Consider the following 5,537-nt stretch of genomic DNA (forward strand, 5'->3'; position numbering starts at 1 on the left):
CGATAGAAGGAACAAACAAAGCCGCCTTGGATTATCAGACGCGCAACGCTTTAGCGGAAGCTATGGTAACGATTGTTTTTCAGATGGGCGGCAACTGCCTGGACGCCACAAAGACCGAACGCACGAAAGAAGCAGACAAGACAAAGCTTCAGTTGAGAATGCTACTAAAAGGCGCTTATAGCCTCTGAGCACCACTTTATCATTGTGAAACGCTATAGTGGCGAGGACAACATTTCGCCACTATTAGAAAACGCCGATATCCTATAAGTCTCCTGCCCAGGGTCAGTTTGCATTTCACTCCACAACACAAGAAACTTACTATCACTATACTCCTTAAGTGATATCACTCTGTCATTTTGTATTGAACCAAATTGCACAAGCCCAATCTGTGAATATCCGGCTCCCTCTCTGCCAAGTACCGTCACAAAGGCATCATCACCACCAAGTTTGGTTTGATCAGAAAACTGACCATCAGTTTGTCCTGCGACAATAAGCAAGTCGTCTTCATCAGTATTTATCATCGCGACACCAACATCAGCCCCGGATGAAGAAATTTCTGTATAACCAGTCGAATTAAAAGCAGAATCATAACTATAAACCACCACATCCCTGGTTAACGAGCTTGTCACACCTGTGGTTGAGTACTCTAATCCAAGGCCATCAGCTAGCACACTAAAGCCGGAAAGGTCAGAGTCATATCTGATCACCCTTACATTATCATCACGGTTTGAACTTATTTCTGGAAAATCTACATTCTCGCGAGTGAGCTTTGTGCTTACAGAAAGTGAACCAATAGCTCCATCCATCGAACTCGTTCTTATTCCGCTAAGCGAAATCAGGTCTCGATTGCCCGCATCGATGCTTTTTATGTCATCGTCTTCTTCAGTTCCAACAAAGCGATACCAAACAGGTGCATTGTTAGTGATATCAATTTTATAGACAAAGCCGTCGACTCCGCCTCGATTCGCAATATCGGCAGGCTCACCATTCAACATGAACCCAGAGGTATTTCCCGAAACGTACAATTCCTTACCATACAAGCGAGTACTGCTTATGAAATCATCTTCCTCGCTTCCATAATATGAAGTAGACTCGACATCAAACGCGCCGGATTCACTCCCAGCCAAGACCATAACGCCAAAATCGCGGCGTCCAAAAAAACCATCAGCATTTTGCGCTTCCACTTCGTACACAATAACTATTCGATCAACTTCATCCTTACTTGTCGAAATTGATATTGGCTTAAGATTCGTATCTGGAAGCGCAATGACCAAGTCAGACAGGCCGTCAACTAAAGCAATATCGCCAGAACGATGCCTCAAACTCAAGGTAATTACGCTATTAATATTTGAAGTGTCAGAAATTAAGGAAATTACACGGCCATTTGAGTCAATAGTAAAATCTACAGCCTCTTGTCCAATTTCACCTCTTGCAACAACTGCGTTATCGACCCAGTCATTGATAATAAACTCACTTGGCTCTGCATCAATAATATCCTCAATATCTGTACGGATAACTATTTTTTCATCTTCGCTTAAGTCGTCATCGAAATCTTCGTTCTCTAGAATATCAACGGAAATCGCCCCGTTTAGACTACCAGCAGGAATCAGCAAAACTCCGTTTTCAGGGGTAAGCAAATAATCAGACTGCTCCGCTGTTGTTTTATCTGTATCGACATAAATAGCAATTTCAACGTCTGCTACATAGGGTGCCCGTAGGTTAACGGGAATGTTGTAAGAGGAGCCCTCATTTCCTACACTTTCAATATTTGACATTGTTACGCTAGGCTCATTGTCGATAATTTCAATAGTTTTATTTGCTGAAGCAATGTCTATCAGCGCACCTTCTACCGAGGTAAATTCTATTTCAAAGGTCTCATTACTCTCAATTATCCCATCATCAATTGTCTCTACCAACACAAAACAGGCTGACTGCCCAGCCTCAAAGACTACCTTACCATCACCCTCTGCAATTGAACGATAATCAACATCAGGGCGAGCATACTCTATGTTCGAGGCGTTTCTTTCTCGCAGATCTGAGCTGTATTTGGATGTGGTTTTATAATAAGCAGTTGTCCGTTTTGAGACAGGTGCCTCTAATTCAACAAGGAAAGCTGCAGGGTAAACATGCACGCCGTCGACATCCCTACGGCCTAAACTTATGTCACCAACTTGGTTACAAACGAGGGTGTTACCAGCATTATAGGCCGTTACAAGATTATTAATGCTTGCGATAGAGGAAGCCCCCTCGTTGATAATCGAGCCTCCCGAGAAAGAAAGAGCGTTTGCAGCAACAGAGAAATCATATGTTTCAGAAGTTGAATTAATACCATCACTCAATTCAAGCCCGTATGTATAGTTTCTACCTACCAGAGTTTCCGGAGATGCTCCCTCTGGAAACTCTACTAAAGCCTCTAGCTTAAATGCAGGCTTTATTGCGTCATCATCATCAGCGGAAGAGCTAATGTTTTCGATGTACATATCAACAATATTCGTATCGATGTCGGTTACATCATCATTAATTTCAGGATGCTTAACATAGGCCATTTGATATGCACCAGACCCACCAGCAGCACCAAAAGTAAATGTAAATGGACTATCGTAGTATAGGGTTTGGGGTGGGAATCCAAGTATTTCGAGTGGTGGGCTGGATAGCTCGACAGCAGCTATTTGTGGTTCAGAGCTATCACTATCGCCAGTACAGCCACCGATTAGCATTAGACAAACTGATGTAAAAGTTGCTTTGATCAAGACGTGCAAATAATCCATTACTCTACTCATTGTTTTTTTGCGTTGACGTCGCAAATTATTGAATCTATTAAATGATATTAAAAACAGTGAGTAAGTGACAGCTGGACTTTATGGAAACGTCTTATAGTTCACACTTATTTAACTAGTGAGAGCACTTGTTCCTCATTAAGCACCTCGACACCGAGTTTAGCTGCCTTATCTAGCTTAGAACCGGCAGCATCACCCGCAATTAAGTAGTCCGTTTTGCTAGATACACTTGATTGAACTTTGGCACCATTTTCCTTAAGTAGTGCTTTCATCTGGTCACGCCCCATACTTGGAAGCGTACCGGTAATAACAACTTTTTTGTCTTTAAACGCACTTTCAAAGCTTTGCTTTGGCACAATTAAAGGCGCTGGACTCACTCCCAACTCGATTAGCTGGGATATTTTTTGTTGATTGTTCTCGAACTGAAAAAACGTAAATATATTGTCAGCCATTATCGGCCCGATATCATTTAACGCTATCAATTGCTCTTTGCTTGCTTGCATTAAGCGCTCTAGTTTTTCAAACTGCTCAGCCAATAGCTCTGCCGTTGTTTCACCAACCTCTGGAATTCCCAAAGCGAAAATAAATTGAGCAAGTGTACATCGCTTGGATATCTCGATGGCGGATACAATATTTTTTGCTGACTTTTCACCCATACGCTCTAAGAGCGCTAAGTTCTTTGCATCAAGTCTATATAAATCACTTACGTCCTGGATTAGCTCTTTATCAATAAGCTGGTCGATTAACTTATCACCCAAACCGTCAATATCCATAGCCTTTCTACTGGCAAAGTGCTTTATAGACTCTTTTAATTGCGCGCCACAGACAAGTGTGCCGCTACATCGAGCGAGCACGCCATCTTCTTCAATTTCTATAGGGGAATCACAAACGGGGCAGCACTTTGGCAGGACAATATCAACACTATCTGGTGGTCGACGCTCTTTAACACATCGTACAACTTTAGGGATTACGTCACCGGCACGGCGAATGACAACCGTGTCACCTACCCTTATTTGTAAACGCTTAACTTCATCCATATTATGCAAGGTTGCGTTGCTAACGGTCACGCCACCGACAAAAACAGGCTTTAAACGAGCAACAGGCGTGAGAACGCCGGTACGCCCAACCTGAAAGTCAACGCTTTCGAGCACTGTAAGCTCCTCTTGAGCAGGAAACTTATAAGCAACAGCCCAGCGTGGCGCACGCGCAACGAAGCCTAATTCCATTTGGGCTGCAAAATCATCCACCTTAAACACGATGCCGTCTATTTCATAATCGAGTGATGACCTCTTATCGCTAAGCATCTCACAGTAAGCGATACATTCCTCAATATTTTGAAGTTGCTGCATATCGCTATTGACCACAAAGCCCCATTCATTAAGCTTTTCAAGTGTTGAGAAGTGACTACTGGGAAGCCCTAGTCCAGAAGAGTAGCCAACAGAATAGGCGCACATCTTCAATTGCCTTTTCGCTGTCACTTTGGAATCGAGCTGGCGTAAACTACCTGCGGCAGCATTACGCGGATTAACGAACAGTTTGTCTCCGTTCGTTTGCGCTTCTTCATTAAGTCGATTGAATGAAACCAGAGGCATAAATATCTCACCCCTCACTTCTAGTTCATCAGGGAAACCACTACCAAGCAAACGAAGCGGTATTGAGTTGATGGTACGTACGTTGTGAGTAATATCTTCGCCCACTTTTCCATCACCACGAGTCGCACCATAAATTAACTTGCCTTGCTTATAAAAAAGGCTTACTGCAACACCATCTAATTTTGGTTCTGCAACATAACTTATCGTGGCAGAGCCGCTTAGGCGCGCATGTAGTCGAGAATCAAAGGCCTGTAAATCATCAGCAGAAAATGCATTATCCAAAGAAAGCATAGGAATCTTATGCTCAATCTGGGCGAATTTATCGAGCGGTTGGCCGCCAACCCTTTGAGTCGGAGAATCAGCACTAATTAACTCCGGGTACGCAGCTTCAATATCTTGAAGCTCCTTAAATAATCGATCGTATTCGGAATCGGGTACACTTGGGTCATCTAAAACGTAATACTGGTATGCATAGCGTGAAAGCAGCTGGTTTAGCTCGTTTGCGCGTGAGCGCGAGGCATCGATAGATTTGGACATGTAAGGCTAGCGCTGATGTTAGTGAAATTTTCGCTGATTAAAGTTTTACTTTAGACAGCTGGCGGCGTTCAAACTCTTTAATCTTTGAGCGACAATGCTCAATAGTTTGTGGCGTCATCACACTTAGGTTTTCATCCTTAAGTTCGCCTTGCAAGTTTCTAGCAAAACACTGCGCGGTTTCGAGCATAAATTCGAAAGCTTTACTGTAATCCTTAGGCCCAGGCAGGGTCATAAAGAAGCTCACTCCAGGCGTGGATATTTCAGCTAATGTATCTGGATCAAAATATCCAGGTTCGATAGCGTTAGCAACACTAAATTGGATAGGGCTTAACAGGTCATCTTCTTCGTGGCGATGAAAGATAGACATATCACCGTGATCGAGACCACAAGCTTCCAGCAACTGTTTAACATCTGTTCCCGAAAACCCTTTGTTGGTTGTTGCGTGCACATTGATAACGATAACAAGCGCGTGCTTGTCATTGTTTTCACTTGCGCTACTAACTTCGATTTCAGCAACTTTCTTGATCTTACCGGCGTGAGCCGTTTTAACTTCGATTGACTCTAGCTCTATACGCGAACCCGCATCGGCAACAATGGCTCCATCTTCTTTTACGTCATCATCGTTAAAAGG

At 43.2% G+C, this 5,537-nt stretch carries 4 protein-coding genes; 1 reads left to right on the forward strand and 3 read right to left on the reverse strand.

Annotated features, from left to right (window positions below; translation table 11 throughout):
• A partial coding sequence (locus A3761_RS27045; protein WP_231881169.1) for a hypothetical protein occupies positions 1 to 188 on the forward strand: 188 nt, incomplete at its 5' end.
• A 24-nt stretch (positions 189 to 212) separates the two neighbouring features.
• Here the strand turns inward: A3761_RS27045 and A3761_RS05350 are convergent.
• From A3761_RS05350 to zipA, 3 genes are all read right to left on the reverse strand, one after another.
• Positions 213 to 2,780, reverse strand: a complete 2,568-nt coding sequence (locus A3761_RS05350) for a Calx-beta domain-containing protein (RefSeq protein ID WP_156490344.1) — start codon at positions 2,778 to 2,780, stop codon at positions 213 to 215.
• A gap of 104 nt (positions 2,781 to 2,884) precedes the next feature.
• Positions 2,885 to 4,906, reverse strand: a complete 2,022-nt coding sequence (ligA, locus tag A3761_RS05355; protein ID WP_068553188.1) for an NAD-dependent DNA ligase LigA — start codon at positions 4,904 to 4,906, stop codon at positions 2,885 to 2,887.
• A gap of 37 nt (positions 4,907 to 4,943) precedes the next feature.
• A partial coding sequence (gene zipA, locus A3761_RS05360) for a cell division protein ZipA (protein ID WP_068749957.1) occupies positions 4,944 to 5,537 on the reverse strand: 594 nt, incomplete at its 5' end.

It is taken from the genome of Oleiphilus sp. HI0123, assembly GCF_001635315.1.